This window comes from Spartinivicinus ruber (assembly GCF_011009015.1).
GTDB classification, from domain to species: Bacteria; Pseudomonadota; Gammaproteobacteria; order Pseudomonadales; family Zooshikellaceae; genus Spartinivicinus; species Spartinivicinus ruber.
In genome coordinates, this window is sequence record NZ_CP048878.1 from 2,944,871 (window position 1) to 2,970,841 (window position 25,971).

The 25,971-nt window shown below is 40.8% G+C and carries 21 protein-coding genes; 7 read left to right on the top strand and 14 right to left on the bottom strand.

Annotated features, from left to right (window positions below; translation table 11 throughout):
• Positions 1-127: 127 nt before the first annotated feature.
• Together G4Y78_RS13865 and G4Y78_RS13870 are read right to left on the bottom strand one after the other, a co-directional pair.
• Entirely contained in the window at positions 128-1,969 is a 1,842-nt protein-coding gene (locus G4Y78_RS13865) for a M2 family metallopeptidase (RefSeq protein ID WP_230425737.1), read from the bottom strand.
• A 508-nt stretch (positions 1,970-2,477) separates the two neighbouring features.
• Positions 2,478-4,052, bottom strand: a complete 1,575-nt coding sequence (locus tag G4Y78_RS13870) for a M14 family zinc carboxypeptidase (RefSeq protein ID WP_163833584.1) — start codon at positions 4,050-4,052, stop codon at positions 2,478-2,480.
• Between the two features lie 328 nt (positions 4,053-4,380).
• On the opposite strand from G4Y78_RS13870, the gene G4Y78_RS13875 reads away from it, so the two are divergent.
• Entirely contained in the window at positions 4,381-4,692 is a 312-nt protein-coding gene (locus G4Y78_RS13875; protein ID WP_163833585.1) for an MTH1187 family thiamine-binding protein, read from the top strand.
• 21 nt (positions 4,693-4,713) lie between these two features.
• On the opposite strand, the gene G4Y78_RS13880 is transcribed toward G4Y78_RS13875, so the two are convergent.
• The 4 genes from G4Y78_RS13880 to G4Y78_RS13895 form a co-directional block, all read right to left on the bottom strand.
• Positions 4,714-6,357 (bottom strand): adenylate/guanylate cyclase domain-containing protein, encoded by a 1,644-nt coding sequence (locus G4Y78_RS13880; protein WP_163833586.1) that lies wholly within the window; start codon positions 6,355-6,357, stop codon positions 4,714-4,716.
• A gap of 143 nt (positions 6,358-6,500) precedes the next feature.
• Positions 6,501-7,652, bottom strand: coding sequence for a zinc-dependent metalloprotease (locus tag G4Y78_RS13885; protein WP_163833587.1), 1,152 nt, complete (start codon positions 7,650-7,652; stop codon positions 6,501-6,503).
• Positions 7,653-7,894: 242 nt separating this feature from the next.
• Entirely contained in the window at positions 7,895-8,635 is a 741-nt protein-coding gene (locus G4Y78_RS13890; protein WP_163833588.1) for a hypothetical protein, read from the bottom strand.
• Positions 8,636-8,961: 326 nt separating this feature from the next.
• Positions 8,962-9,756, bottom strand: a complete 795-nt coding sequence (locus G4Y78_RS13895; RefSeq protein ID WP_163833589.1) for a PEP-CTERM sorting domain-containing protein — start codon at positions 9,754-9,756, stop codon at positions 8,962-8,964.
• Between the two features lie 307 nt (positions 9,757-10,063).
• Here G4Y78_RS13895 and G4Y78_RS13900 point away from each other — a divergent pair, with 307 nt between their 5' ends.
• Positions 10,064-11,827 (top strand): acyl-CoA dehydrogenase family protein, encoded by a 1,764-nt coding sequence (locus G4Y78_RS13900; protein ID WP_163833590.1) that lies wholly within the window; start codon positions 10,064-10,066, stop codon positions 11,825-11,827.
• On the opposite strand, the gene G4Y78_RS13905 is transcribed toward G4Y78_RS13900, so the two are convergent.
• Positions 11,792-12,502: a L,D-transpeptidase gene (locus G4Y78_RS13905; RefSeq protein WP_222937704.1), complete on the bottom strand. Its 711-nt coding sequence runs from the start codon at positions 12,500-12,502 to the stop codon at positions 11,792-11,794. The genes G4Y78_RS13900 and G4Y78_RS13905 overlap by 36 nt on opposite strands.
• Before the next feature lie 361 nt (positions 12,503-12,863).
• Between G4Y78_RS13905 and G4Y78_RS13910 the strand changes: the two genes are divergently transcribed.
• Entirely contained in the window at positions 12,864-13,751 is an 888-nt protein-coding gene (locus G4Y78_RS13910; RefSeq protein WP_163833591.1) for a S28 family serine protease, read from the top strand.
• A 12-nt stretch (positions 13,752-13,763) separates the two neighbouring features.
• On the opposite strand, the gene G4Y78_RS13915 is transcribed toward G4Y78_RS13910, so the two are convergent.
• Positions 13,764-14,699, bottom strand: coding sequence for an IS1595 family transposase (locus G4Y78_RS13915; protein ID WP_163830705.1), 936 nt, complete (start codon positions 14,697-14,699; stop codon positions 13,764-13,766).
• An 85-nt stretch (positions 14,700-14,784) separates the two neighbouring features.
• Between G4Y78_RS13915 and G4Y78_RS13920 the strand changes: the two genes are divergently transcribed.
• The 3 genes from G4Y78_RS13920 (at position 14,785) to G4Y78_RS13930 (ending at position 18,274) form a co-directional block, all read left to right on the top strand.
• Entirely contained in the window at positions 14,785-15,285 is a 501-nt protein-coding gene (locus G4Y78_RS13920; RefSeq protein ID WP_163833592.1) for an alpha/beta hydrolase family protein, read from the top strand.
• Between the two features lie 459 nt (positions 15,286-15,744).
• A complete protein-coding gene (locus G4Y78_RS13925) occupies positions 15,745-16,296 on the top strand; it encodes a PEP-CTERM sorting domain-containing protein (RefSeq protein ID WP_163833593.1) in 552 nt (183 codons plus the stop codon).
• Positions 16,297-16,954: 658 nt separating this feature from the next.
• On the top strand, positions 16,955-18,274 hold the full coding sequence (locus tag G4Y78_RS13930) for a hypothetical protein (protein WP_163833594.1): 1,320 nt from the start codon (positions 16,955-16,957) through the stop codon (positions 18,272-18,274).
• Positions 18,275-18,284: 10 nt separating this feature from the next.
• On the opposite strand, the gene G4Y78_RS13935 is transcribed toward G4Y78_RS13930, so the two are convergent.
• From G4Y78_RS13935 to G4Y78_RS13950, 4 genes are all read right to left on the bottom strand, one after another.
• A complete protein-coding gene (locus G4Y78_RS13935; protein WP_163833595.1) occupies positions 18,285-18,692 on the bottom strand; it encodes a hypothetical protein in 408 nt (135 codons plus the stop codon).
• 284 nt (positions 18,693-18,976) lie between these two features.
• A complete protein-coding gene (locus G4Y78_RS13940) occupies positions 18,977-20,140 on the bottom strand; it encodes a quaternary amine ABC transporter ATP-binding protein (RefSeq protein ID WP_163833596.1) in 1,164 nt (387 codons plus the stop codon).
• Positions 20,137-20,997, bottom strand: a complete 861-nt coding sequence (locus G4Y78_RS13945) for an ABC transporter permease (RefSeq protein WP_163833597.1) — start codon at positions 20,995-20,997, stop codon at positions 20,137-20,139. The genes G4Y78_RS13940 and G4Y78_RS13945 overlap by 4 nt, the downstream gene beginning before the upstream one ends.
• A 9-nt stretch (positions 20,998-21,006) precedes the next feature.
• Positions 21,007-21,990, bottom strand: coding sequence for an ABC transporter substrate-binding protein (locus G4Y78_RS13950; RefSeq protein ID WP_163833598.1), 984 nt, complete (start codon positions 21,988-21,990; stop codon positions 21,007-21,009).
• 510 nt (positions 21,991-22,500) lie between these two features.
• On the opposite strand from G4Y78_RS13950, the gene G4Y78_RS13955 reads away from it, so the two are divergent.
• Entirely contained in the window at positions 22,501-22,992 is a 492-nt protein-coding gene (locus tag G4Y78_RS13955; protein WP_163833599.1) for a MarR family winged helix-turn-helix transcriptional regulator, read from the top strand.
• A 69-nt stretch (positions 22,993-23,061) separates the two neighbouring features.
• Here the strand turns inward: G4Y78_RS13955 and G4Y78_RS13960 are convergent, their stop codons facing one another.
• On the bottom strand, positions 23,062-24,222 hold the full coding sequence (locus G4Y78_RS13960; RefSeq protein WP_163833600.1) for an osmoprotectant NAGGN system M42 family peptidase: 1,161 nt from the start codon (positions 24,220-24,222) through the stop codon (positions 23,062-23,064).
• Positions 24,219-25,970, bottom strand: a complete 1,752-nt coding sequence (gene ngg, locus G4Y78_RS13965; protein WP_163833601.1) for an N-acetylglutaminylglutamine synthetase — start codon at positions 25,968-25,970, stop codon at positions 24,219-24,221. Before ngg ends, G4Y78_RS13960 begins: the two co-directional genes overlap by 4 nt.
• Position 25,971: the final 1 nt, after the last annotated feature.

The following is a 25,971-nucleotide window of genomic DNA, read 5'->3' on the forward strand; positions in this document are numbered from 1 at the left end:
TAGACTTGAATGGATATTTGACAAAAATGTGTCGATTTGGCACAAGGTTTATGACTTATTTACCTACTATATAGTATTTTTTAAATACCATTGAGTCCTTAATCAGGACTCAATGGTGATAATACTATCAACCACAGTTACGGTCTTTATTTTGTTGATCTAACCAAGCTTTTAATGGGGCAAAATAATCTAAAATAGCAGAGGCATCCATTTCCCGTTGTCCTGTCAATTTTTCCATGGCATCTTGCCATGGGCGACTTAAGCCTAATGTCAGAGTATCTTTAAGTCGTTTGCCAGCTGTTTTACTGCCATAAATTGAACAGCGGTGAATGGGGCCCTGGTCGCCTGCTATTTCACACAGCGCCTTGTGGAATTGAAACTGCTGAATAAAGGCTAGAAAATAACGGGTATAAGGCACATTCCCTGGAATATGATATTTAGCACCTGGGTCAAAGGCATTAGCATCCCTCGCGACAGGTGCGCGTACTCCCTGGTATTTTTCTCGCAATTCCCACCATAGTTTATTGTAATCTTCAGGAGCAACTTCACCTGCAAAAACTTTCCAACGCCATTGGTCAACTAATAAGCCAAAAGGTAAAAAGGCTATTTTATCTAAAGCTTGACGCATTAACATTCCCAGGTCGTTAGCTGGGTCTGGAATTTTATTGATTAAACCAATTTGCTTTAAATATTTAGGAGTAATGGAAAGGGCAATGGTATCGCCAACGGCTTCATGAAAACCATCATTGGCACTGCCTCTAAATAATAATGGCTGATCTTTATAGGCCCGTTGGTAGTAATTATGGCCTAATTCATGGTGAATAGTGGAGAAGTCCTCACCAGTTTTCTGAATACACATCTTGATTCGTATATCATCTTTATCATCAATATCCCAAGCAGAGGCATGGCATACAACATCTCGATCAGCTGGCTTAATAAACAGTGATCGTTGATAAAAGGTGTCAGGTAATGGTGCGAAACCTAAGGATGAGAAGAAGTTTTCGGCAGTTTTTACCATTTTCATCTCATCATAATTATGTAGCTCAAGTTGTTTAGTTAGGTCTATTGAGCTGTCAGGGCCTGTTGGTTTGACTAAATCATAGACATTGCCCCAGGTTTGTGCCCACATATTCCCTAATAAATGAGCTGGAATAGGTTTATCTTGTGGAACGATGTCTTTCCCGTAAAATTCACCCAGCTTGGCTTTCACATGACACTGTAGTGAGTCGTAAAGGGGTTTAACTTGTCCCCACAGGCGATCCAGCTCTATAGGAAAGTCATCAACGGGCATATCATATTTGGAGCGCCACATTTCACTTAAATTGGCAAACCCTAATTCTTGTGCACCCTTATTAGCCAGCTCTATTTCCCGTTCGTAAAGTGCACGCATGGGTGGAGAAATTTGTCGCCAACCTTGCCAAATTTCCAATAACTCATCGGCATTTCTGGAAGTGGCCATGATTTTACTCATTTCAGTCAGGTCAAGGCATTTATCTTCACTAGGACAGTATTTTCCTTTGCCGTACATACCTTCTAACTGGGTTTGAATGGTAGCTAATTCGGTATTTTCCTGGGCATTTTGTGGTGCTGGTAGGGTTAAACTGGTACGTAATAAATCCAGTTTACGGCGAGTCACAGGATCTAATGGGTAATCATTATATTGAGCTGCATCGGTAGCTGCTTTTACATAAGATGCTGTTGATAGTTCATTAAAATGTGCAGAAATTTCAGCTGAGTCATCCGTAATAAAGTTGTTGTATATCCAGGCCGCCTTGCTGCTCAAAATATTTATTTTTTCCAGTTTTGCCTGGGTTTCAGCAAGAAAGAGCCTAGCATCGGTGAGGTTGCCACCTTGAATGGGACTTGTTTGTTGAACAGGGTTAAGCTGCTGCACCATAGGGTTTGCTTGTGTTGTTGCGTGAGTAATCCCAAGTGCAAACAATAGTAGATACTGTTTTTTCACTTTCACTGTTAATCCTTAAAATGGACTGACAATATTCAATCCAAAAGCAAATAAATTGTTTTATAAAAATTATAGTTAATAAGTAGTAACTATCGAGTTATAATAATTAATGTTTTTTAATTTGAAATACTACAGTTATTTCCAGTAAATAGCTAGCCTGAGTATTTTATCAGATCAGATAGGTTTTTCTTTTGGTTTAGTGACATTAAAATTTTGAGTCGTTCAATTTATGCTCAAGCTTGTTTGGAAAATGCCGGGGGTTGGTTGATGATGTGTTTGATGGTTTTTTTATGAGGTTTATTTTTATTTTGTACCACAGTATTAATAGATGTTGACGCAAAAACGATGATTGAATCAAGGGGATGGGTGGAAAAGAAGCAGAGTAGTAGTGAAAAAACAAGGATGGGAGAGTGAGTCAAAGCCACGCATAATGACGTGGCTTTTGTTGTTATACTTTTCTCGAATGATTTTTAGAGGTTGTTGTCGTTGCTAAAGACATTCGTTTTAACTATCGTTATTTGTTTTGTGCAATGGCAATTTGTTGAGCTTTTGTTGGCGCGATAAATAAATAGGGAAATTTAATTAAAAGGCCCCGATACTGTGGCTCTTGATAAATCGATGTAGAAGAACGTGGATCAAAAAGTAAGGTAACAAAACGGCCCATTAGTTGATTGGTTGGAATAATTAAATTGCCTTTTTGCAGGCGTAAGTTTGTGGCATGCTGATCCAGCTTTACATCTAACCAGTCTCGAATACCAGGTTTATGTATTTCGTCAATACTTACTGACCTTATTCTCCAGCGGTCAACACGTACGGTAGTAGGTTTATCAATCATTTGATAGTGAATATGGTGCGCCCTTAGCAGCTCAGCCACTGTTTGCGTTTCATTTACCACGACATAAGCTTTAGGTGGTTTGATCGGTCGTTGTGCAGAGATCGTGTCAGTGTTTTTAAAGGTTTTAAATACTTGCTTACCGGTTTGAACTTCTGTTAGAGGGACTTTTATCAGCTTTCTTTCTGGATTATTGGTAAACGCTATATCCAGGTACACTTTTGGTACAGTGTAGTCAGGCTTTTGATGTAAGCGTCGTGCTTGCTCAGTCAGCTGTAAAATCTGAGCTTTGTCTTTGGCAACTAGTTTAAGAAATTGTAGGGTACTTAAGTGTTGTTTTTCAACACGTTGCTTAATATTCCGTGGAGTAGAGTATTGGCCTTGTTTACTGTCCAGGCGGTTTTCAACCAGCACAGATAAGGCACCACGCATAGCAGCATAGTTTCTAAAGTTGGAAATACCGATACCCCCACGGGCAACAGACTGCTGAAGTCGAGTAATTTCCCCACGATAACGGGCAGCTGCTAAACCTGCTTGGTTAACCTGACTAATCAATTGTGGAAGAAATGTTTGTTCAGCATACTGGCGAAGTGGCTGATAAATATTAGGGTTATTCCCCACTTCAAACTGGGCTTGTACATCTGTCATATAACCCTGCTGTTTAGTAAGAATTCGCTTAAAAACTCCCGACTCATGGACATCATAAACAACATGGGGTTGGTATTGATTAAGAGCATCAATATACATCCGGGTTTCATCAGCAGAAGCTGCAATGTAATCCACATTAGGGTTGGTTTTGGCTGCATTATAGCGGGATTTCAGGTCTCGTCCGTCTGGATTAGCTAAGGCAACAATGACTAGGTTTAATTGTTTGAGTAAAGAGGGGTGATTGCCTGCAATTAACTCTTTAGCCAGAATTTGTAAGCCCTCTGCGCCAGAAGGCTCATTACCATGTTGAGAGCCAACGAGCATTACGGTGGGTTTTTCTGCTTTTCCATCACCATTGTTTAAAAAAGCAGGGTTGTCAGATACTAATAATGCATAAATAGGTCGATTTCCTGCTGAAATCCCAAGTTGTTTTAAACTCGCCTTGGGTGAACTATTTGCTAACTGTTTTAAGTATTGGGCGACTTGTGTCGCAGAAGGTAATTGATAATCTTTACTGCGTTCAAAAGGAGTGGGAGGTATTTCTTGAGCAGTGACGAGAACAGGAGGCACACAAAATAATAAGCATAACAGTAGCTTTTTTACAATCATATCTAACTCGCCTTATTTCGGTGTTGATGTGGCGAATCGTTACAGATCTATGACAAATTTTCGACTACAGCAATCACAGTTTGTTTGGAAATTAACTGCAACTAGTGAGTCAAATAGGGGTAACCCTGAGAAACTGGATTGTTATCGGGACTTGGTTAAGCTTGTAATGGACCTGCATGAAGTAACTTGCTAGATTTTTGTTCCAAGGTGCTCATTTGGGCAGGGTGCAAAAAATATGGCTAAGTCGAATTAAGAGTGATGGATTGGGCCAAAGGCGGAAGTTATTTCGTGCACATTCCTAAGTAGCGCAACAACGGAGTTTTGAATTATGCAAGTGTCTGTCGATTTTTGCTTGATCCCCATAGGCGTTGGTGTGTCCTTGGCTAAATATGTAGCTGCTTGTAAGCCTATCTTGGATCAAGCTAGTGTGAGTTGGGAGTTGCATGCCTATGGCACGCTGATTGAGGGTGACTGGGATGATGTCTTTACAGCCATCAAGGCTTGTCACCAAAAAGTCCATGAGATGGGTGCCCCACGTATTACCACCACCTTAAAAGTAGGTACCCGGACTGATAAAGCACAGACGATGTCAGACAAGGTATCTAGTGTTATGAAACTGTGGCACGAATCAGCTGAATGATTTAATGCTTGCTAATATTGGTTAGGTTAACTCCTCTTTTTGGAGTGCATAAAATTGGACAGCATCTTTACGTCCTTTTAACGTCGCCTGATGCAGGGTGGTCATGGGGCGCTCTATACCTGCCTGGTTGATTAAAGCAGCAGAGACAATCACAGGGGCAAGATATTGTTTAGATAAGCTTTCCAGGCGGGCAGCTATATTCACATCATCACCGATTGCACTTACCATTTCTGCGGTTGGTGGTCCCATACTGCCAACAATAGCCCGACCAAAGTGCAGGCCAATACCTATTTGCAATGGTTTATCCAGCTCTGAAGCGACGCGTTGGTTGAGCTTTTCAAGCTTTGCCAGCATCGCTTTTGCTCCATTTAACGCTTGAAAGCAAGCCTGTTGATGGTTGTCATTATCAATACCATAGAGCGCCATCAAGCCATCGCCAGCAAACTGAGCATAATGTCCTTTGGTTTGCGCCAGTGCTTCAGTCATTTCTGAAAAAAACTGGTTGAGAATAAATAACACATCGTAGGGTAAACGCTGTTCTGCCAGGCGGGTGGACTCGCGTAAATCCAAAAATAAAATCGCCACTTCCTGCTCCTGGCCTTCCAGGCCGCCAGGCTTCAGGCTTTCACTCGGAGAGGCTTTTGGACTTATTAAGGGCTGAATTGTCACCGAGCCTTTGGGGCGACTTTGGCAAGCTAAGCGCACATCCCGTGGTGCTTTGATTTTAGTGAGTGCTTGTTGCTCTAGTGGTGAAGGGGGAGGGAAATGGCTACTACCTTCGAGGATGCGTATGCGACAAGTTGTGCAACGGGCTCGCCCACCACAGACAGCGGCATGACTGATATTATTTTGGCGTAAGTTATCAAGCAATGTCGCTTCACGGTTAAGTGGTATTTGATGACCATTAGCTAAGGTAATGGTGGCGGTGGTTTGCTGCTTAATCCACCGTTTCAGCCACCGCAGAGCAAAAGGTGACAAAATGATAATGATCAATAAATAGCGGCCTTGCGTGACCCAATTATTGATGGTTTGAATAACTTCGTTGGTTAAGTTGGCTTCCGCCAGATGCATCACCAAAATGTCTTCTGAGAAATCCCTAAGCAGCTGTTGTCCAGCTGAAATAAATCCAGCTAATGCCAGGGTGGGAATTACTACTGCCAAACCCAATAATGTTGTTTGGTATTTTCGATAGCCAGTGAACACCCGTAACCAGTAATGAATCCCTATACAACCATGTCCCCATACCACTAACAACGTAACCATTTGGATGATGGCTTTGGTAGGGTCAACATGCCAAAATATAGCCAGCACTGACATATATTCGTGATTGACCCCAAGCAGCTCTTCGGCGATAAACGTTCCAATAACATGTTCGATTAATAAAAATGGAATGATTAACCCGGTTATTAACTGGGTTTTCTGCCATTTGGCCAGCTTTAAGCTGTTATGTTGGTAGATACTATAAACGGCATTGAGGGCATGAATAATGAGCGAGGATATTAATAGAATATTGCCAATGCCTGCTTGCCATGGACCAAGCAACCACTGCTGCCATTGATTTTGCATTTGGAAACTAATGATTCCTGCAGCATGATTAAGCAGGTGGGTAAGCACGAAGCTAAACAAAATAAGGCCAGAAATTAAACGGAGTTTGGCTTGCCACATAGACAACACATTGAAATTAGTCGCTGTAATTCGCTACTAGCATAGTGAAATTTAGCCGAAAGTCACGTTTTTAAGATTGTTGTAATTAGAAAAGAAAAGCCCCTTTTCGGGGCTTATTGGAGAAAGACTGTTCAGTAAAGGCGTTACTGAATTTGTTGTTTGATTTTTTGGTAATGTTTCCAGGCAGCGCGTTTTTCTTTATACAGCTTTCTGAGTTCATTTGCTTTAGCCATATACTCCTTACGAATTGTATAACGTTGTTTGTAAGCAGTGATGAGTGATTGCCAAGCTCCCCAGATGTTTTGCCTGTTCCACCAGGCTTGACGAAATGCGTGCCAGTGTTGCCAGACAGCGTAGCGGGCTTGGTGAAGCTGTGAACGTAATGTTCTTAACTGGTTTTTTTGGGCTTTAATTTGTTTGTTAATGTTATCCAGCTTTTCCTTAGCTTTTTTCAGCTCTCCTAACAATGGATTGTTATTTTCAACTTTGGTGGGGAAGTATTTGGCAATCTGTGGAGTGGTAACTCCTAAGCTATAAGCAGCGTCGGCTCCCCAGTAGGTATCGTGGCGGTCAACCCCGCATAGGCTGCCTTGGCATTGTAATTTGGGGCTGGAGAACTTGTAGACTTTACCTGTCCAGTAGTTCACATTGTAGGCTGATTGGTAAGCCATAATGGTAACGAACTTACCTTGTTCTCCATGACCTAAGGCAAAGGGGTATGTACCACCACTGCCGTCTTGTATTCGGGAGTGCAGTAGTCCCATATTGTGGCCTAACTCATGGGAGGTAACATATTCACCACACGTTGAGATAGCCACATGGCTGTACATGTAGTTTTTATAGTAACTGTTGGATAAGTTGCCATTTGATTTATAGCCACCAATCCAGGCAACTCCACAGCTAGCATGGCTAGAGTGATAGGGCCGGTACAGCATTACCATATCGGCACCGTATTGTTCGCGTAACTGATTAACTTGGTCAAAAGCGGGGTCAGATTTATATGTTAATGCTTTAAGTGCATCGCCTGCGTTACCCGTATCTGGGTAGTTTATATGATGAGTATGAACAGCACGGAGTTTTAAGTTCAGGTTACTGTCTTGATAAACTTGATTGGTAACAGCCATTAAATGGTCAATTCGAGCGTTAGGGTTACCACCATATAAACTGGCTGCGCCGGGGGTATATAATACTAATACATCAATTTCAGTCTGACTTGCTACAGAGGCACTACTTACAAGGGTTAATAGCCCTACTTGTAAGCTTGCTAGTGTAGATATAATGGATTTTTTTGGCATGCTTGAGTCTCATCTTCAGTCTTTACATAACAAACTTCCTTGTATCCAATTCGCATCCGTTAAAGACGAAGGTTGCTAAGGAATATCAAGCTAATAACTTTGCAAAATTATGCTTTAAATATTCCAAAACCCACGTGGTATTTTGAAGGGATTTGCTGTTAACTAACCTCCTTAACTGATAAAAGAATAAAAAAGAATTTTTTTGTCATTCAATAGTAAACTTTTATGATGAAGTAATTCAGTCAACCTTTCAGAGTTTCTATATTTGGTTGTTCAGGTGATCCTGGTTCAATATTATCTACTCCACCTGGGCCATTTAACTGCTCAACTGGAATGTTTTTATAAACGATACCTTTACCTTCAACTGCTTCCATTGAGTAACTCCCTTGAGGAGTGGTGATAGTGGCGAAGCTGCTGTTCGTGCCAGAGGTGACAACCACTGGGTAGCGATCACCGTGGCCATCAAGGTGGCCTGATAATATGGTAGCCCCTGTTTGACTATGGGTTACCTGGTTAATTGTTGCAGCTACTTGATAACCTCCTGGCAGATCAAACGATAACTTGTTGCCTACTTGTTTGTTTTCCAGTGGTTCATTGTCTACTTGGACGGATTGTTTTTCGGTGATGCGTTTATCGAGAGGTAATGATTCGGCATCTGTTGTATAGTTTGTTTCCCAAACTGGCGAATTTTCTGCTATGACGGCATCAAGCTGGAACTCTGCGATGGTTGCTTGTAGAAGTTGATCATCCAGGTCATCCTCTTTATTTAATTGAACTAGCCATTGTTGTTCATTCAGTTGTTGGGGTAGCGCATCATCGGTTTGGGGAATAGTAGGGGGTGGTTGGATGGTCGGCTCTGGTTTGGGTTTGCTAGTTTGTGGAGTGGTAGTGATTTGTTGCCAGTAATTAAAAGCAATCGTGAGAGTTGCTCCTAAAATGATTACACCCAAACTGCCAAAAATAAGCTTTGATTGTGTTGCCATAGCGTTATGCTCACTATCATAAGTCACTTTACTGACACTAATTCGATATGCTGATCACGGCTGCCCTTTGTCAGCTTAACCAAGTTTTATTGGTTATCTTTGATAGGTATTATTGTCAGAAAAAGTGTGATTAACCAAACAAAAAGTGGTTGTTATGTAGAATTGATTTGAATAAGCCAATTGCAAAATACAGGAAATGGATAATTTAAATGATAAATAACAAGAAATAATTGTTATTTATTATGGCTTTGGTTAGCAGGCTTATAATAATTAAATAAAAAAGCCGTCAACTGACGGCTAAAGAGTAGGTGAAAGTATGGGTAGGTTTAGCTTCGCTTGTTAAACCGGTTGGCACCAAGTAGTGCTAATCCAATCAGTGCGATTGTTGAAGGAACAGGTACGGGGACTACTGGTTTGTTAGGTGTTTTGCCATGGCCTTTTAAATTGTCGTTCCCACATTGCATGGTAAAATGAGCATAAAAATCTCTATTTTCACCTAAAAAGCTTAAGTCAAAACCTGTTGCGCCGTAGTGAATACCGCCGCTAAAGCCGCTCTCTTGGTCAGTTAAGGTTGAGATTGAAAAGGTGCCATTTCCAATAGTCTGGCCACCGCCAGCATAAAGCCAGGCACTGGAACCGTAATTATTGCCATAATAAGCGGTTTTTGTGGAGGATAAATTGTCTAATTTAATAATGTCGTACGTTAAGTTTGCCCAGTCGACATCAAATACATAGTCATAACCAAAAGTATTTTGGACGGTGTCATTTCCATTGTAATTACGACGTGAATTTGCATTGATATGGTTGTTATCGATATCAATAAAAATGTCACCAGAGTGCCAACGGCGATTATGATAGCCAGTCGCCCCTTGTTGATAGTTAAAACCACCAATTAGGCTAAGAGTATTTTCTTTTTGAAAAAATCCTTCTAAATCCCACTTTTGTCCGGTTAAATTACCTGGCTCTATTTCATTATCTTCTTGAGGACCATACCAACCACTTGCACGACTATGTTTGCCATCATAGACAGTGATATTTTTATCTGCATTAAATGGAAGCGCAAACAGCTGACTGGAAAGAACTAAAGCAGAACTGCCTAACAAGGTGACCAACTTCTTCATAATATTTATCCCTGATACCTAACGCTGGTATTAATACTTAACGACTCTACTCGATGAGGCTGACACCAAGTTGTCTTATTTTAATTAACTATTTAATGAGTCTACAGCAAGCTTGGTGCCAACTTTATAAACCCCTCATAATCAAATAGTTAAGAAGAAGTGAAATATAAAAGAAATAAAAGTGTAAAATATTAAAACAAGTATTATATCGATTATAAATTAAAGTATATTAATAGTATTTATTATCAATCATTGATACTTTCACTGATATTGTTATGTATTCTGTCTGGTAAAGGATAACCTGCCCATGTCTCAACCCATTATTGATCAGCATTACCCAAGTCAGTGGGCCGACACCCATCAAGTAGTGAATCAGCCAACTCCTTTGGAAAATTATAATGTGTTTAACAGTGACTTAACTTTACAACATTGGTTGAAAGTATTTGCTGGAGGCTGGGGGTATAGTCGTTGCCAGGCTTATGGTAAAGCGGTGGGGCATGAATTACTACGAGCAGGCTTTTTGGCAAATAAATATAAGCCTGAATTTAATAGTCATGATCGCTTTGGGAGGAGGATTGATCAGGTTGATTATCATCAGGCCTATCATCAGCTAATGACGGTTGCTGTTGAAAGTGGTTATCACCAATTGCCTTGGCAGCAACCAATTGAAGGGGCCAACGTGGTCAGGGCGGCCATGGGCTATCTGCATACTCAGGCAGACCCTGGTACCGGTTGCCCCTTAACTATGACCTTTGCTGCGGTACCCACGTTGCGTAAGCAGCCTGATCTAGTGAATGATTGGTTACCAAAAGTGCTGGCTGACCAATATGATCCGGAAAATAAGCCTTATTTTACCAAGGCGGGGGTGACAATTGGGATGGCAATGACCGAAAAACAAGGCGGTTCTGATGTGCGTGCTAATACCACTACTGCAACACCCATTGCTCAAAGTGGACCTGGCAAAGCCTATGAGTTAGTGGGCCATAAGTGGTTTTGCTCGGCACCCATGAGTGATGCTTTTTTAGTGTTAGCTCAAGCCAAGGGTGGTTTGTCTTGCTTTTTAATGCCAAGGTGGCGGCCGGATGGAATTAAAAATCAGCTATTTATTCAGCGTTTGAAAAATAAAATGGGTAATGTTTCCAATGCATCTTCAGAGATCGAGTTTCGGGGAGCTTTGGCTTGGTTAGTGGGGGAAGAGGGGCAGGGAGTGCCAAATATTATTGAAATGGTGGCATTGACCCGTTTTGATTGCATTATCGGCTCGGCTGCTTTAATGAGACAAGCTGCGGCACAAGCTTTACATCATGCAGCGGAGCGACAAGTTTTTGGTAAAGTATTACAACAGCAACCATTAATGCAAAATGTGTTGGCTGACTTGGCTGTTGAGTCAGAAGCGGCTATTGCCTTAGGAATGCGTGTAGCTTCTTCCTTAGATAACCAAGACCAGGAGCAGCAACAATTATTTTTACGACTGGCCACTGCAGTGGGTAAATACTGGGTATGTAAACGCACTGTTCAACATAGCTATGAAGCAATGGAAACGATTGGTGGGGTGGCCGTTGTCGAAGATAATATTTTACCTCGTTTGTATAGAGAAGCCCCAGTGAATGCTATTTGGGAAGGTTCTGGCAATATTCAGTGCTTGGACGTATTAAGAGCAATCAATAAACAACCGGCGATACTGGATGTTTATTTTCAAGAGATAAAAGCGGTGCGAGGAAGTGATCAATATCTGGATCATTTAAGTCTGCAACTAGAGCAAATAGCTGTGAAATTAGGTCAATTCAGTTCGACAGAAGTACAATGGCAGTCACGCCAGCTAGTAGAAAAACTGGCGCTAGCATTACAAGCCAGTATTTTAATTAATTATGGAGAGCCTGTTATTGCAGAAGCATTTATTGCCGGGCGATTGGTACCAAATTCTGGTTATCAATATGGCACCTTGCCCACTCATATTAATGCTCAAGCGGTGATTGATCGAGCTACACCACAGTTGTCAACTAGTGGTGATAATAAAGAGAAATACACACACGGGTTAAGTGCGCATAACAATGACTTTGGTGCCTTTTAATCCATTGCCTGGTAAGTCAATAAAGTCTTCGTTAAGCCATTTTGCATCTTCGTGAAAGAGTCGGATACAACCATGGCTGGCATGATAACCTGGTACTGTGTCAGACCCATGGAAGGCAAAACCGCGGAAAAAAAACATGCAATAGGGCATGGGAGCGCCCCCTTTGGGTAAGGGGTATTTAGTTGAAATACATCCAGCTCCTTTTTTTCGAATAATAGAAAAGTTTCCGGCTACTGTGCGACAGGGACGTTTTACGTCTGGACACCATGACTTACCGCCTGAAAGCGGACCCCATCGAACAAGATTGCCATCAGGGTCATAGGCCCCCCAGGCGAGTCGATCTAAATTAACTAATAACAGTTTTTGCTGAGGGGCTTCAATGCGATATTGAAAAGGGGAAATATCCATAATATGCATTGAGTCAATATCATTGGGGATTGCAATGACAGTCCCCGGTCTTAGTGGTGTATTCATCCGATTAAGGCGACGGATCAGGTCTCTTTTAGTTGAGTCTGGAAATAGGCTGTACCAGCTGCTGTCTTCATCAACTAGCACGCATTTAACATGGTCATATTGACAAAAACGTTGGGCATAGTAAGCACCATTGGCTGATGTCTGAGTATTCATCAGCAGGGAAAAGGAGACCAGCATTAAAGAAGCTAGTTTATTCCACATCTTTACAGCTCTGCATATTGCTGATGTGCTTCACCTGGGTATATTCAAGCCTGCGATTGCTGGCATTGAACTTCCCCCTCAGGTCATTCGCTACCTTGATGACCTGTTACCCTGTTTGATAGTAAATTGTAGAACAAGTTTCTTGGGTTAGCATAAAAGGATTTTTTTATTACTGAATGATAGCAGTGAAAGAACTAATTATTATTGATATAAGTGGTTGGTAGGTATTTATAAGCTGGACCCAAGTCAGGCAATAGCAGTATTATTTTTCCTGTACGCCTACTTGAACAACGTTCTCGCTATTTAAAATAGCGTACATCAGTACAAACTAATAATAAATAATTTAAAAAAAGGATTTAACATGTTAAGGACAGGCCATCGAATTTATACATTATTGGTTGTATTATTTAGTTGTTTTTTCTTTGTTGGTACACCTAAAGCAGATAACCAGGATATATTTGCTTATTTGCAATCAGTGCCAGGCATGGAAGTTGAAGAAATGGCTGACCCGCCGGAGGGCTATCGTTATTTCTTACTCCGCTATGAGCAGCCTATCAATCATTTAAGACCCTGGCAGGGTAGTTTTAAACAGCGGATGGTATTGCTGCACCGTTCTGTAGATGCCCCTACTGTGTTAGCTACCAACGGTTATTACACATCAGTTAGTGCCTATCGTTATAATTTAACCAGAGTGCTAGGCGCAAACCAGTTAAAAGTTGAACATCGCTATTTTGCTGAGTCACGGCCAGATCCGCTGGATTGGCAGTATTTAACTATTCGGCAGGCAGCTGCTGATCATCATCGAATTGTACAAGCGATTCGTCCATTTTATCAGGGTAAATGGGTTTCCAGGGGGAGTAGTAAGGGCGGCATGACGGCTTTATACCATCGACGTTTTTATCCCAATGACGTTAATGGCACAGTGGCGAACGTGGCTCCACACAGTTTTGGCCGGTTGGATAAGCGTTATGTGACTTTCCAAAACCAGGTGGGGGAACGCAGCTGTCGGCAGGCACTTAAGCGTTATCAGCGAAATTTATTAGAACGTCGTGAGTCGATGAAAACACTAATCAGTAACTATGCAAAAGAGCAGAACTGGCAGTTCAGTGTGCCAGGTGGATTAGATCAAGTGTTAGATTATACGGTGGCTGAATTATATTTTCAGTTTTATCAGTATGGCTCACTGGATAACTGTCGGTTAATTCCAGCCAGTGATGCTTCTGATGAAGCTATGTTTAGTTTTACCTAATTATCATCATACCTAAGCTATATTTAGTAGCTTACCTGGTAGTGGAGGTGTTCTCAGTGCTACAAATGCTAGCCTAGGAATAAATTCTACTAAGCTAAATCTTCGATTAAATCGATACTGAAATTCAGCAAGATAACGTTGTGCATATTTAGCGCGAATAGCATGATAAGTACTACGTAAAGCACTTTTTAAGTTTCCAAGGATGGTGTTAACCCAATAAAATTCAGGTTCCTCTACTGATGCACGACCACCACCGCATACAATTTTATCATGAAGACAACCTGCTTCTATGACACCATTAAAACAGGCCAGTCCATCGGAGATTACGGTACTGCCCTTGGCCAAATTCTGCCTACTCCAAGCCGTTATCTCTTCTTTATTAAACCCTTTTAAAATGCTCAGTTTAATTCGTGTCGGTTGACCTTGTTTTGTTGTTTCTACGGCTGCTACAAAAGGTATTTTCCCATCTGCTCCCCTACCTCTTTTGCAACCTGTACGCTCACCACCAAGATAGGCATCATCAATTTCAATAAAACCCGACAATTGCTTGGTGCCTTCTCTTTCTTGCATCACTTTCATGAGCTTATGTTTCATTCTCCAGGCAGCTTGATAGGAAATACCTAAATGGCGATGTAATTCTATGGCTGATATACCTTTTTTGTCTTGGGAGATCAAATACATCCCTTGGAACCAAGTCTTTAATGGTAATTTGGTTGATTCAAAGATAGTACCTGCAGTTACAGATGTTTGCTGGTGACATTTATAGCACTGCTGAAGCTTTCTAGTAGTGAGTTGACAGCATTTGTCGTATCCACAATTGGGGCACTGAAAACCTTCTGGCCATCGCAATTTGTATAAGGTATTAAAGCATTGTTCTTCTGTACCATATTGTTTGAGAAACTCGTTTAAACTCAGGCCTTTTTGAAATTGAACTTTGTTGATAGCCATTATTTATACCTTCTCAATTAAGTTTCCATGCTGTTCAAATATACAGCAGTTAATGGCTTAGGTATAGTGATAATTAGGTAGTTTTATGAAAGAGTGGGGGCCTCTGTCATTATTAACAGACGCAGGTGTTGCTACTTTTGAACCTTATTTTTATCAGGCTATTTCCCAGTTTGGTTACCCTAAATTACTGACTCGTCATTTAAAGGACCTACTGATGTACGATCCTAACGATTATCGTGTATATGTTTCTGAGTGGCCAGAACCATTTGATTGGCATGCCATGTGGGATGTGGGTAATTGGGTGACTTTTCATAGTCGGAATGTGATGTTGATTTATGGTGAGATTGATCCTTGGACAGCCGCAGCGTTTTTTTTACCTAACTCCACTTACCGCAGCACCCATAAATTTATGGTGGCAAAAGGCAATCATGGAGAGAATATTGTCACTTTAAACCAGCAGGATCGTAAGCAGGCAGATCGAATGCTAAAACGATGGACAGGGGTTACCCCGATGGCGATTGAAACTCTCGATGATCAAAATGAGGGTTATGATGAAGATTTATATCCTTATTTAACCATTCAATAATAAATGCTAATAGGGATACATTAATGATAAAAGGGTAACCTTAATTCTGCTTACCCTTTTATTTGATCGCTCACCCAAAAAAACAATAGATAATTGATTGATTAGTCAATGGGTAGGGTTGTTTTCGCCCCTTCAGTATTTCTTAATGCAACGCTAATATATTAAAAAAATTTACAACTTTTATGTGATGGCTTATACAAAAAGACAGCCCTGTCGGACTTATTTTAGCCATTTTACTAGTAGGATGTAGACTAAGCGGTGTTTAAAAAATGTAAGATAAATATAAATTTTACAGCTATGTGAAAGCACTGCTTTTTTATGGTGGTAATTACTTTTGAAATGCATAATTTAATAAAAAAATCCTTTCAAAATAATGATTTAGAAAAATTGGCACTGGGCTTGCTTAGCAGGCTGGTATGATTAGGAAGTGCAATAAAATCTATTATGGAAGGTCATAAAATGAGCAAAACAGTTTTTCAAAAAAGTAAAAAAGCATTAGCTATCGCTGCTGCTGCAACTGCATTACTTGTTTCACAAAACAGCTTGGCAACTATCCTTAAAGGCGATTACCAATTTAAGAATAACCGCCAAGGAGCTCAAACTTTAACATGGAATGGCGGTACTACAGCCACAATTAAAGGAACAACCAGACAAGGTATAGATTTCACTATTGAATATCATGATGTTAAAGCCTTAAGAAATAAAGGCGGAAATAATATTGATTGGTTAGTGGGTTTAACTGGTAAGGTTTCTTATAGCGATGGTAGAAGCTATAATGTTTTACGCCACAAATATGCTGGTGCTGATAAGAGATATGCACTGTACTTAAGAGAAGATCAAAACCTTACAGTTCACAACTGGACACCTGGTTTAAGCCCAACAGACATTCATACACAAGTTACCTATGTACAGCCACCACAGCCACCTGTGCCAGTACCTGCTCCTGCTTCATTATTGCTGATGGGGCTAGGTTTAGCAGGTGTTAGCTTGTTAAAAAAGAAAAAGAAGTAATTATTACTTATAAATCGTATATCTAGTTGCTTTCTAATCTGCTGCTAATTTGTTATTGCCTGCTGAGAATTTAACTCGAGGCAGGCTTAACAAATAATAGTTTTTGTTTTAATCCACCCATGCCATTTTCCTTTTGAAAGAGCCTAATATCCTGTTAGCTTCTGCACGTTAGTGTAATTAATTTTCTGACACAAAGCTCGGCTATCTATCTTTATTGAATATCATCCTAATCACTGTTTATTTTTTTATAGCTATTATAGGCTTACAGGACTTTGCTAACTTAAGCTAAGTAAGTAGTTTCCACATTAGTGCCGGTACATCTACGAATATTGTTATAATGAGCAGCTGGTAAACTGTACCACAGTTAAGTTACTCGCTTGACTCCTAATTGGTACACTTTCACGCTCTGGCATCCCTCCTAATCTGCCAGAGCTTTTTTTTGCCTAAATTTTACCTACCTAGCCAGTATCTTTCATCAAATATAATCAATGAAGGGCAATGAAGTTTATTTCATTTCTCTTTATTTCATTGATAGTTGTTACCTGCCTGATATATTCCCTGTATTTGATCTTTAGCTATATTAGTAAAAGATTGTATTGCAACTATACTGCATATTTAAAACGAAAATAATGCATTCGCAGTCATTAGGTGTAGAAACATGAAAAGTAGTCATGCTCTTTGCACAAGTGTTGTGTTAGCACTTGTGACTCACCCTGTATTAGCTAATGATAAAGTTCAGGTTCAACAGCTGCGCCAAGAAATTGAAATGCTTAAACAACAGCTGGATTTGCTAACGAAGAAATTAGAGCGAGTTGAACAAGCTCAGCAGTCACCTCAACAGCAAGTGGTATCCAGTACACAATATAATGAACCCAGCGAGGGAAAAGCTGAATCAACCAATACTATCTCACCAACGGGGGCATTTGCCTTTAATTATGCATGGCGTGATTCAGGCTCATTGCATGGCGGTGATGATAGTCGACTTGGCAGGGCTTCATATAATAAATTGATTTTAGGGGCTAAAGGAGAAATTGAACAAATTGATTTTGATTTTGATTTTGATTTTGCCTATGCCTTTTATAGTTATCAAGATACCATTGTGCGGGCCATTGTTGGCTATGACTTTAATGAAACCTGGCGGGGGGAAATGGGGGTAATTGAGACGCCCTTTGGTATTTTGCCTTATGCGGATAATAACTGGTGGTGGGGTACTCATTATTACGCAGGTTTAGAGTGGGATTATGATTTAGGTGCTAAGCTGACTTATACCCAAGACCCATGGAATGCTCAGATGGCTTTTATTAAAACAGAAGAGTGGGGCAATTCTAGTAAAGATGAGCGCTATACTTATGATTTATTAACCGATGATAGTGGTCGGTTTGGTTTGCAGGCAAATGAGGAAAGTAACCGGCTGCATGGCCGAGTTGGTTATACTTTTAAACATGGTGATGCAAATAAAACAGAGGTTGGCACATCGGCTTTAATTGGTCAGATATATAATACAGTTACGGATGACAATGGAGATCACTGGGCAGTTGCTGTGCATAGTGATACTTACATTGATAAATGGAATATTCGTTTTGAAGGTATGCGTTATGAATATCATCCAGAAAACCCTATAGGGGTGAGTGAAGATACAGTTTTATTTGGAGGGTATGCTGATAAATATTTAATTCCGTCAGAAGCGAATATTTTTGTTTTTAACGTGGCGAGAACCATTGATGTGAATTGGGGAAAGCTTAAATCTATTACGTGTTATAACGACTATAGTATCCTCACTGGAGGGAATAGTATCGAAGATTCACAAATTGATACTTTAGGCTGCAGTTTTGGAATTGGCCCTATCTTTACTTATGTAGACTTTATTTTTGGTAAAAATGCGCAGTATTTTGATAGTGACGATGCCAGAGGGTTTGGAGGCGATGGTGATAGAAATTGGGAAACCTATTTTAATTTAAATGTTGGTTATTATTTTTAAGTGTTGAATATTATTGGGCTGAGGTTTTCATTGAGGCTTTCACTTGACCGTCATTACCAATGACTATCACAGCACGTACGGGGTGATCTGGCATTATTTGACTGGGGAGGGTTAACCAGATTTGTCCGGATGTCCATGGCTCATAATGCTGAATCCAACTGACTTCGATAGGGTTTCCCTGGTAGGTACGATCAGAGAATTTATTCAAGCAAATAGAGCCGGCTAAAATCTGGCTACAATTGAAAAAGCCATTAATATTCTGCACGCTGATTTTAACTTGATCAATTGGTTCTCCGGTATCATTTTGGATCACAATTTCATTAACTGTGGGGGAGGTCTGTTGTTCTGATGCGGTGGTTTCAATATGACTGCAAGCGGTCAACAGGAATATCAAAAAAGATAGCAAAAAAAATGTCATGGCAGCTTATCCATACGGAAACTGCAATATAGCTTAGCATATTTAAGATAATAAAGAGTGCCAGCAACGGCAGGAAATAATTTAAATACTTAGTGCTTCAACCAAAAAATTCTTTCACTACTCAAGGCAACAGGTGATGCCTGTCTGCTTTGATATACAGGCTCTTTCTTAGAGATGCAGCATAAGTCAAGGTGAAAAAACTTTATTGTTAGACTACTAGTTTTGCATCTTGTAGTTCGGTCAATAATGACTGACTGAACTACAAGGTGCAAAGATGTAAAGGACTAAGCCACTAAGTCGATTACTTTGGTTTTGGATAACCAGCCTTTAAACTCCCCTTGCTTATTGGTGACAGCAACGGGCAATTTGGAAGTGAGTAACTGAGGGAAAACTTCTTGTAATTCGGCATCATCAGGGATAGTGATTGCATCCTGCACATAACGACTGATTTCTTTAGCCTGTTCCTGACTGGCTTTGGTGATATCCAAATGAGTAACAATGCCTTTTAAAGTTTTACCTTCTAATACGCAAGCATAATCAAGTCCCTGTTGCTTAAGTTTTTCCAGTGCTTTTTGTGGAGTGGTCCTGGTAGTTAAGGTAATGCCGGGTTGTTTGATGGCGTGGCCGGCAGTAAGTACTTTACCTCTATTGACGTCTTGAAGAAAAGCTTGCACATAGTCATTTTCTGGGTTGAGTAAAATATCTTCCGGAGTGCCTTCCTGAATCAGCTCACCATCTCGTAAAATGGCAATTCGATTGCCTAAACGCAGGGCTTCATCCAAGTCATGGGTAATAAAGATGATGGTTTTATTGAGTTTTTCTTGTAATTCCATTAACTGATCTTGCATTTCTCGGCGAATTAATGGATCAAGGGCACTAAAGGCTTCATCCATTAATAAAATATCCGGGTTAGTGGCTAATGCCCTGGCAAGACCAACTCGCTGTTGCATACCACCGGATAACTGACTAGGATATTGATTTTCAAACCCGGTTAAGCCTACTTGACCGAGCCAATAGCGGGCTTTTTCTTCTTGAGCTTGTTTATTAACACCTTGAATAGCGAGTCCATAAGCCGCATTATCGATAATGGTTTTATGGGGGAATAGGCCAAATCGTTGGAAAACCATACTCACTTTATGACGACGGAAGTCTTCTAAGTCCCGTTTAGACATCGCCATCACGTCAATGCCATCAACGATAATTTTTCCATCGGTGGGCTCAATCAGTCGATTAAAGTGACGAATCAAAGTGGATTTTCCTGAGCCAGATAATCCCATAATGACGTATATTTGTCCTGCTTCAATATTCAAGTTGATGTTGCGTAGTCCAATGGTATGGCCGCTTTTTTCTAATAGTGCCGGTTTGCTTAAACCAGCCTTAGCCTCATCCAGCCATTTTTTAGGGCGGGGACCAAACAGCTTATAAATATTGCGAACTTCAATTTTCATGCAGACTGCTCCTGTTGCCGCTGGCGTTGGCCAAAGGACTGGGTGATACGATCAAATAAAATTGCTAGGGCAACAATGGCCAATCCTGCTAATAAACCACGTCCGACTTCTAGTCGGTTGATGCCCATCAATACTTCCTGGCCTAATCCTTTTGCTCCAATCATAGATGCAATAACAACCATAGCTAATGCCATCATCGTGGTTTGATTAATGCCTGCCATAATATTGGGTAAAGCCAGGGGTAATTGAATACCCAGCAACTGTTGCCTGGTATTGGCTCCAAACGCTTGTGAGGCTTCTAGAATTTCTTTATCAACCAGGCGGATACCAAGATCAGTCAACCGAATTAACGGTGGCACAGCATAAATAACCGTGGCAATGATGGCAGGGATTTTTCCTAAGCCAAATAACATCACCACTGGAATCAAGTAAACAAAGCTGGGCATGGTTTGCATAATATCCAGGATAGGCAAGGTGATTTTTCGCAACCATACTGACCGAGACATCAATATCCCAGTAGGAATACCAATTAGGATTGATAACCCGGTAGCCACAATCATTAAGGCGAGGGTTTGCATACCTTGATCCCAAAGGCCGATGGCGCCGATAAAACCAAGTAAAGCGGGCATAGCCAGGGTTAGCTGCCAGCGGCGGCTACCAAGCCAGGTTAATCCTGCCACCACCAGTAGTACTAGCCACCAGGGTGACTGTCGTAACCCCTGTTCAAGCCATACTAATAGATCGATAAAAGGTTGAGTGGCTTGCTCAAGGATATCGCCATACTCTGCTACCAGGTTATCAACGGTATTATCAATTGCTTTGCGTAGTTTGCGGGCAGGAATCAACTCAGGAAACATATTAGTACCTCACAGTGCCGCTTTAACTTGATTGGCAATGTCACTAGGTATCCATTGACTCCATAAAGGCTCATAATTTTTTAAGAAATATTGCGCAACTTCAGCTGACTCGGCGCCTTCTTCATCAGCCCAGGCTAATAATTTGTTGACTTCCTGGGTAGGAATTTTCACTTTACTAATAAAGTTCACCAGCTGTGGTGCAGCTTTTGCGAAGCCGGTGTGAACGCCGCTTTTTATTTTTGCAACGGGGTAGCTACCAGGATAGGGCTGGGTACACTCAGGGTTGGTGTTGCAAAGGTGACCGGATTTCTCATAAGGAGGCATGGCTAACTTAACCATATCATATTTGCCTAATATGGCAGTTGGTGCCCAATAATAAAATAAAATGGGCTTACGACGCTTGTAGTGTGAGGTAATTTCTGCTTTTAATGCAGCACCAGTTCCTGGTGAAAAAACATTATATTGCTCTTCCAGTTGAAAAGCTTTAATCAAATTCTGGTTGATTACTTCGCAGGCCCAGCCAATAGGACAAGAATAAAACCGGCCTTTACCTGGGGCTTCTCGGTCTTTAAATAAATGCTTGTATTTGGGTAAGTCGTTGACGGATTTTAGATCAGGGTATTTTTTTGCAAGGTACTTAGGAATAAACCAGCCTTCAACACCTCCGGTGTAAACATCACCTAGACTTTTCACTTTGCCTTCTTTAACACCTTTATTCCATGCATCTGAAACACTATTGATCCAAACTTCAGCCATAATATCCACATCACCTCGGCTGATTGCTGCGAGCATGGGTAAGGTACCACCAGTTTCAACGGTGGTTGTACAACCATAACCTTTTTCTAAAATAAATCGTTCAATTTCTACCGTAATTTGATTAGAGAGCCAATTCATTCCTGCAAAGCGAATTTTTCTATCAATTTCACAATCATTTGCCTGTACAGGGAATGCAAGGATCAATGTTAACCAGATAAAAAGCAGTGATTTTTTCATTATCGTAAACCTAATTAATTTCTTTTCATTCGTGAGAAAAGGACTGTCGATTTATTATTGTTGTTACATATTAACGTAATATTGTTAGTATTCAAAATAAAATTTGGTTGTTATCTCTCTGTGTTTTCTGTTAAACATTACAATACAAACTAGTTTGCTAAGCCCGTAAGTTGTTCCTAAAATACGTTATATTGAATGAATTTTAGCAATATGTCCTGATTTTTGTTGTGATGGAGTTAAAGGATTAAAGTTGTGCTAAAGCTTATTTGTTTGAACTCTACTGTTTAGAAGTGTAATATTTAGATTTCGTTTTTCCTGCTTAAGGGGTAGTTGGGTTAAGCGGCTCAGTTTGATAAAACTGCTGCATCATACTGCTGAGTAACAAGGACACTTTGGTTGAATAATGCTCTTAAGGACACCTCGATATGTTTAGTAGTTATTGACTAAAGAAAATCTGTTGTACAATGGAGGTAGCATCAGCTGGTAGAATTGACAGTGGTATACTTACGTATGGAAAAATATGAAGAACTGTTAGTTGCCTTGCGGAAAGTCATCCGGGCAATTGACTTGCATTCAAAACAGTTAAACAAAAATTTGGGTTTGACTGGCCCCCAGTTGTTAATTCTACAGGAAGTAGGAAAGCAGGAAGGCATTACCATTAGCACTGTTGCCAAAAATATTAATTTAAGCCCAGCAACGATTACTAATATTACGGATCGGTTAGAAGCTCGTAGTCTGTTAGTTAGACAGCGCAGCCAACAAGATAAACGACGAGTAGGGCTGTATCTGACTGATCAGGGGCAGGCAGCGTTGAAATCAGCCCCGCAACCTTTACAGGACCACTTTATTGAAAAATTTTGTGGACTGAAAGAGTGGGAGCAATCTTTGTTACTTTCATCAATGCAGCGAATTGCCAGCATGATGGACGCTCAGGATTTGGATGCTGCACCTGTGTTGGAGGTGGGGGCCATTACCCCTGCTGGCAAAAAAGACTTGTCATGATGTATATCTGTCGCGAGTTTTGAAAGTGGAGCTTTCTACTGAAGGCTCTGCTGATATACATGACTATTATTATTTAGCGAAAGTTGGTGTATTGTTAGTTGTCATATTCGGATAACTAGCCGCTTGATCTGAAAACTCTTCTGCAGTGGGTTTTGCTTTTGCGTCTGATTTAATTGCAGGTGGGCTTTGCACATAATGAACAATTAGTCTTGCACAATGAATGAGTGCTTCTAGATGGGTTCTTTCATACCCATGGGTAGCATCAGTACCAAAGGTAATTAACCCATGTCGAACATCATGTCCAGCATTAATTGCTGACACGGCATCACTATAATAATAACGAAAAACATCTCGGCTATGGGGGATATTGTTAGTACGACACAAGTCGATCAGGTGATGAGTTAAATAATAATCATAAGGGCCGCTTGAGTCCTTCATTGCAATGGTGACGCCTCGTTCAATTGCATTTTGCCCTTCTGCTATAGGTCCAATATCAATACCCACACATTCTGTTACATGACAATCCAAGGCGTGGCCCAGGCCCATGCCGGTTTCTTCTGATAAGGTAAAAATAGGGTGGCAATCAATTGTAACGGGTATGCCGTAATCTTTAACTGCTTTGATGGCAGCTAACAAACTGGCAGTACCTGCTTTATTATCAAGATGGCGGGAAACTAAATAGCCATTTTCCATCACCTCAGAATTAGGATCAAAAGCTACGAAATCGCCTACCCCAATGCCATGGTTCAGGGCATCAGCCTCAGAATGAATTTCCAAATCAACTCGCACTTCCACGTGGTCCCAGGTGACCGGTTGGGTATCAATTTCCTGGTTAAACACGTGGCCTGCAGCAAAAATAGGTAATACAGTTCCCCGTAGTTCGCCAACATCGGTAAAAATACTGACTCGACCACCTTCAGCAAAACGGCTTGACCAGTGGCCAACAGGCGTAATGGCCAAGCGGCCATTGGGTTTAATTTCTCTTACCATGGCACCAATGGTATCTAAGTGAGTAACAACTGCACGATCAGGTGACTGTTGTTTACCAACTATATTACCAATGATTGTCCCACGTCGAGTGAGGGAGTAGTCTATTTTGAGTTTATCAAGTTCATGACAGACATAGCAAACGGCCTGGTCTGTAAACCCGGTTGGGCAGGGGATTGCCAATAGAGCTTGCAGTTGATCAAGTAAATAATCTTGATCAATAGTAAAAGGAATATTTTTCATTTTATGTGTTTGTTACTTAATGGAAATAATAAATCAATGAATTTTTCAGCTGTGGGCTGTGGTGCATGATTCTCTAACCCCGGCCGTTCATTGGCTTCAATAATGACATAATCATTGTCAGTAGGGCTTGAGACAATGAGGTCTAACCCAACCACAGGGATGGCTAAGGCTTGAGAAGCTTTTTCTGAAACTGTTTTTAAGGTATTAGATAAATGGCCAGTAACATCCTGCAAAGTGCCGCCAGTGTGTAAATTAGCAGTTTTACAGACAAATAATCGCTTTCCTTTTGGAAGTATAGAGTTCCAGGAAAAGCCTTGCTCAGTTATACAGCGTTCTGTTTCATTATCCATCGGTATACGGCTTTCACCGCCTGTTGCTGCTTGGCGTCGGCGACTTTGGTAAGCTACTAACCGTTTAATAGTATGTACCCCATCGCCAATAATTTCGGCGGGTTTGCGAATGGCGGCCGCCACCACCTGGTAACCAATCACCACAACTCGTAAATCCAAGCCTTGATAAAATTTTTCTAATAAAATATCTGATGATTCTTGTTGGGCGCGTTCAATTGCATTCATTAATGTCGTATGATTTTGAATATTGACAGTAATCCCTTTGCCTTGCTCGCTATTAGCAGGTTTTACCACAATGGCTTGATGTTTGGCTAAAAAGGCATTGGCTTGCAGTTCTGACTGATAAATACAATGTTCTGGGGTATTTAAACCTGCATTTTTCAAGATTTTATGGGTGAGGGCCTTTTGTTGACACAGGTGCATGGAAACAGCAGGTGTTACATCGGATAGTGATTCGTGACAACGTATTTTGCGCCCACCTAAAGACAAGGTAAATAAATTTTCGGCGTAGTCTTGTACTGTTACATCAATCCCTCTCCGCATGGCCTCATCAGTAATTATCTTTGCGTAAGGGTTTAGTTTAGTGGGTGGGTTATCACCTAAAAATAATTTTTCATTAATTGCATTTTTATTTTTTATGGCAAATGTATTTATTAGTTTAAAGCCGATTTTTTTGTATAAGTCTTTAGCCATGTTATTACTGTGTAGCACAGACAGATCTAGATAATGGCAACCTCGTGCGGCACTGTATTCAATGACATGCCGAACCAAAGCTTCTCCAACGCCTGATATCTGGGCGTTGGGTGACACAGCTAATGACCATAAACTGCTGCCATGGGTTGGGTCACTATAAGACTCCCGATGATTAACCGCAATGACGGTACCAATAATTTCTTTAGTGGTAGAATGCTCTGCCACAAAGAAAATTACCTTGCGAGAATTTTTATAAAATTCAACTTGTTGTGGGTCGACCGGCACCATTTTGCGCTGCTGATAAAGCGCATTGATGGCGGTTGCATCATCAGTAGAGCAAGCGCGGCGAATTTGTAGTTGCGAAAAAGGTTTTTTTGCTGCCCGGTAATTATCCATCCAAATCCGCAAGGTATCTGAAGGATCTAAAAACAAGTGCTGGGGCGAGTAGCTGAGTACCACATGGGGATTTGATACATAGAGAGCGATGTCCCTTTGCCCTTCGGACTCTTCGGCTAGGGTGTGCGCCAGTTGTTGTGGATCTTGAAAAGTGTTACCTATTAATAACCGTCCCCACCCGCAGGGAATGATAATGTTTTCTGGTAACTTGTTTGCCTCATTATGACTGGCAACGGCTTTTAAGTTATTAAAAGAAGGTAACTGCTTTCTTAAAAGTCGCTCATTAGAGACTGGCTGGTCAAGTTGCATG

Bases quoted from the DNA above. Each gene is read 5' to 3' on its own strand.
- G4Y78_RS13905 (WP_222937704.1), bottom strand. From the start codon at position 12,502: ATGTGGAATAAACTAGCTTCTTTAATGCTGGTCTCCTTTTCCCTGCTG.
- G4Y78_RS13945 (WP_163833597.1), bottom strand. From the start codon at position 20,997: ATGTTTCCTGAGTTGATTCCTGCCCGCAAACTACGCAAAGCAATTGAT.
- G4Y78_RS13950 (WP_163833598.1), bottom strand. From the start codon at position 21,990: ATGAAAAAATCACTGCTTTTTATCTGGTTAACATTGATCCTTGCATTC.
- G4Y78_RS13940 (WP_163833596.1), bottom strand. From the start codon at position 20,140: ATGAAAATTGAAGTTCGCAATATTTATAAGCTGTTTGGTCCCCGCCCT.
- G4Y78_RS13885 (WP_163833587.1), bottom strand. From the start codon at position 7,652: ATGCCAAAAAAATCCATTATATCTACACTAGCAAGCTTACAAGTAGGG.
- G4Y78_RS13880 (WP_163833586.1), bottom strand. From the start codon at position 6,357: ATGTGGCAAGCCAAACTCCGTTTAATTTCTGGCCTTATTTTGTTTAGC.
- G4Y78_RS13910 (WP_163833591.1), top strand. From the start codon at position 12,864: ATGTTAAGGACAGGCCATCGAATTTATACATTATTGGTTGTATTATTT.
- G4Y78_RS13870 (WP_163833584.1), bottom strand. From the start codon at position 4,052: ATGATTGTAAAAAAGCTACTGTTATGCTTATTATTTTGTGTGCCTCCT.
- G4Y78_RS13920 (WP_163833592.1), top strand. From the start codon at position 14,785: ATGAAAGAGTGGGGGCCTCTGTCATTATTAACAGACGCAGGTGTTGCT.
- G4Y78_RS13875 (WP_163833585.1), top strand. From the start codon at position 4,381: ATGCAAGTGTCTGTCGATTTTTGCTTGATCCCCATAGGCGTTGGTGTG.
- G4Y78_RS13925 (WP_163833593.1), top strand. From the start codon at position 15,745: ATGAGCAAAACAGTTTTTCAAAAAAGTAAAAAAGCATTAGCTATCGCT.
- G4Y78_RS13930 (WP_163833594.1), top strand. From the start codon at position 16,955: ATGAAAAGTAGTCATGCTCTTTGCACAAGTGTTGTGTTAGCACTTGTG.
- G4Y78_RS13895 (WP_163833589.1), bottom strand. From the start codon at position 9,756: ATGAAGAAGTTGGTCACCTTGTTAGGCAGTTCTGCTTTAGTTCTTTCC.
- G4Y78_RS13915 (WP_163830705.1), bottom strand. From the start codon at position 14,699: ATGGCTATCAACAAAGTTCAATTTCAAAAAGGCCTGAGTTTAAACGAG.
- G4Y78_RS13955 (WP_163833599.1), top strand. From the start codon at position 22,501: ATGGAAAAATATGAAGAACTGTTAGTTGCCTTGCGGAAAGTCATCCGG.
- G4Y78_RS13900 (WP_163833590.1), top strand. From the start codon at position 10,064: ATGTCTCAACCCATTATTGATCAGCATTACCCAAGTCAGTGGGCCGAC.
- G4Y78_RS13935 (WP_163833595.1), bottom strand. From the start codon at position 18,692: ATGACATTTTTTTTGCTATCTTTTTTGATATTCCTGTTGACCGCTTGC.
- G4Y78_RS13890 (WP_163833588.1), bottom strand. From the start codon at position 8,635: ATGGCAACACAATCAAAGCTTATTTTTGGCAGTTTGGGTGTAATCATT.
- G4Y78_RS13960 (WP_163833600.1), bottom strand. From the start codon at position 24,222: ATGAAAAATATTCCTTTTACTATTGATCAAGATTATTTACTTGATCAA.
- ngg (WP_163833601.1), bottom strand. From the start codon at position 25,970: ATGCAACTTGACCAGCCAGTCTCTAATGAGCGACTTTTAAGAAAGCAG.